Here is a 2,889-nt window from a genome sequence, read left to right on the forward strand (position 1 = left end):
ATTATTGCCTAAATATTTCTGCCATATAAAACCCCATTTCTGCCATATAAAACCCCGTTTTTGCCATATACTTCAGACTGAATACCTGATAAAATATCATAAATTGAGAATTTTTCTTGCCATCTTGTATGGCAGATTTCAGGTTTTATATGGCAGAAAGCGTGAATTTTTGAATTAAACAGAAAAAGCGATGTTCAATGCCTAGCTGAATCCCTGATGTTGTAAAATGGGGGAAGATAAAATTCTGGACACTTACTCCGGGTTTTTCATGTCACCTTAATTTTGTCATCTCACCGGCCCCCCCAATTCACTAAAATACCATATTGAGCAATCAGACTAAAGCTTTCCTATTTCCAGCAGCTTTAGATTTCCTTAAGATTTGGTGAAAAATTGGATGTACCACATCCCCTCAAAAGTGGTTAGACAGTCAGGGTTGTAACACGCACTTTTCTCGTAATAAAGTTAGCTAAAAGCGTCTATCTTGTGCATCATTCGTACTTTTATTAATTTATCTGCTCAAAGCACGCCGTAGCAGAAATGATTGGTCACTAAGCAATCATTGCTGTTCACGATCCTGCTCTCGAAGTTGCGAGATATTTACTACGGACTGCCGGCCCTTTTATGGTTAACTAGCAACCCTGGGTTATGTATTTTCGCTGCACCGGCCTACCTAGAATTCCCTAGTAACCACCAAGCCCCCCCACTGGCCATCAGCAGACGACAACCGGCCACCAGCAGACGACACCGGCCACCAGCCCCCCGCCACCGGCCACCAGCCCCCCGCCACCGGCCACCAGCAGACCCGCACCCACGCGGTTTTATCGCATCTCCAACAGCTACCGGCCACCTTTTTATAAAACTCTATCTATGACGGCTGACGATTTTTTTAACGATTAGCAACTATTTTTTTTTGCTTAAAAACAGCTTTTTATAAAAATATCTTCAGCAGCTACCGGCCAGATTTTCCAGATTTTATTAAACCAGCATCTACGAAGAGATGTTTGTATACCGCTAAAAATTGGGAGAGCGAATGGCAAGCCAAACTAAGGAAGTTGAAACCTGGTTTTACTACTTTAGTTAGAGGCTTGGGGTAAAATTCTGTTCTATTTTGATACATAAGCTTAGTTATCAAAACAATCATAAAAAAGATAAATGGTAATCTAAGATAAAAATAAATCCTGATTTCAGGAAAGATGAAAAACAAAACAAGCTGGTCAAAAGTTATTGGACTGACTGGCATTACATTAAGACACTCGTGTTGTTGTTAAAGCACTTACTCTCAAACAACCTACTCAAAAACTCCACTCCAAGAGCCGGTATCTTACAACCAACTCTGCTTAACGAATTTGAGGAAATATTTTAGAAGAAAAAGACCATGAGCGCTCAAACAATTTTAAGAGTTAAAAAATTCAACAGCTTGCAGCATCTCAAAACAGCAGCCAGCCATGACACCAGAGCTTTCTTCACTCCGAATGTAGACCCTGGTAAAAGTGTAGTAATCTTGGCCGGTGCTACCCACCCAGATGATGTAATTAAACTTACCCGCCAGAAAATTGGTTCTCAGAAAATTAGGAAAAATGCAGTGGTTGGTGCAGAAATTATCCTCAGCGCCTCCCCGGAATACTTTAGGCCAGATAACCCCAGTGCTTACGGAGAATGGGATGAAGAGAAACTAAATGTATGGGAGAAGGCAAGCAGCCAGTGGTTAGAACAAAAATTAGGCCACAATATTCTACAGACTAGCCTGCACCTAGATGAAGCCACCCCCCATATCCATTGTTTGTGGGTTCCATTAAATAAACAAGGGAAATTGAGCTACTGGACAACTGAATTTGGCGGAACAAGAGACAGCTTATCTAAAATTCAAGACAGTTATGCTCAAGCTCTTGAACCATTAGGAATTGAACGGGGAATTAAAGGCAGCAAAACCACCCATACCAAAATCAAACAATACTATGAAAATATCAACAAAACTTTTTCTATGCCAGAACTTAATGCAAGAGAGCTTTTAACAGAAGCCAATGACAACGAAACTGGCAAACAATACCGAGAACGTGCAGTTCAATATTTTCAACCACAATTAGATTTAATAAAACTTCAGCTTGCTATGATTCAAAAGCTTGAAGAAGAACGTAACGCCTATCGTCAAAAAGCGATTGCAGCAGAACGCCAACGGCAAGCCTTAACCGAAAAAGCAGCCCTGGCTGATGAAATTACCACCGGCATCAGTAAAACTCTTATCCCTCTTGCCACCACCATTACTTCCTTATCTCCTAACCACCGCATAGAGGGGAAAGAATGGAGTTTCTCACGAAAAACGGAAGTGATTTTTGTTCACCGGCACACTGATAATTTCCAAATTAGCCTTAATGAAAAAACGTGGCCTCAAGTTTCCTCAGAACTGAAACCCTCTGATATTACTGCATTACAAGACCTGTCGGGGTTAATGTGCCGGTGGGTACAAGCAAAATATCAACTTTCTCAAGAACCGGAACTTTAAAAGTTTTCCAAATACAAGAGACTATTTTTGATGTATGATCTAAAGCGAGCTTTGAAGTTTGAGAGTTCCCCTAACGTTATCCGATATTGTCCATCTGGCATCCGGCCACCACAATATCCTGATAACCAACCAGCTTAACCATCCCATCAATAGTAGAGGTTATCCAGCATTCAAGAGAAAACAGACCTAAAAAGTTGAAACCCCCTACTGGCGGTAGAGGGCTTACGAAATTAGGCAATAAAAGGCGGTTGATGTACCGCGTCCCACAATTTATATCCTTCTACGCTTTAGCGAACAGCCGATAAACCTTGAAAATTTTGACTCTGTTGCTAAAGACTGGGAGTTTTTTTTCGTTTTCAAAAAGATGATAACACTTTTTGAAACACTGA

The 2,889-nt window shown here is 40.9% G+C and carries 2 protein-coding genes; both read left to right on the plus strand.

Features of this window, described 5'->3' with window-relative positions; genetic code table 11:
- Positions 1 to 559: 559 nt before the first annotated feature.
- Positions 560 to 871 (plus strand): hypothetical protein, encoded by a 312-nt coding sequence (locus tag NG798_RS27210; RefSeq protein ID WP_261226849.1) that lies wholly within the window; start codon positions 560 to 562, stop codon positions 869 to 871.
- Between the two features lie 504 nt (positions 872 to 1,375).
- A complete protein-coding gene (gene mobV / locus NG798_RS27215) occupies positions 1,376 to 2,500 on the plus strand; it encodes a MobV family relaxase (RefSeq protein ID WP_261226850.1) in 1,125 nt (374 codons plus the stop codon).
- The last annotated feature ends 389 nt before the right edge of the window (positions 2,501 to 2,889 follow it).

Source organism: Ancylothrix sp. D3o, assembly GCF_025370775.1.
GTDB lineage: Bacteria > Cyanobacteriota > Cyanobacteriia > Cyanobacteriales > Oscillatoriaceae > Ancylothrix.

Excerpts from the sequence above, each read along its gene's own strand:
- mobV (WP_261226850.1), top strand. The coding sequence starts at position 1,376 with ATGAGCGCTCAAACAATTTTAAGAGTTAAAAAATTCAACAGCTTGCAG.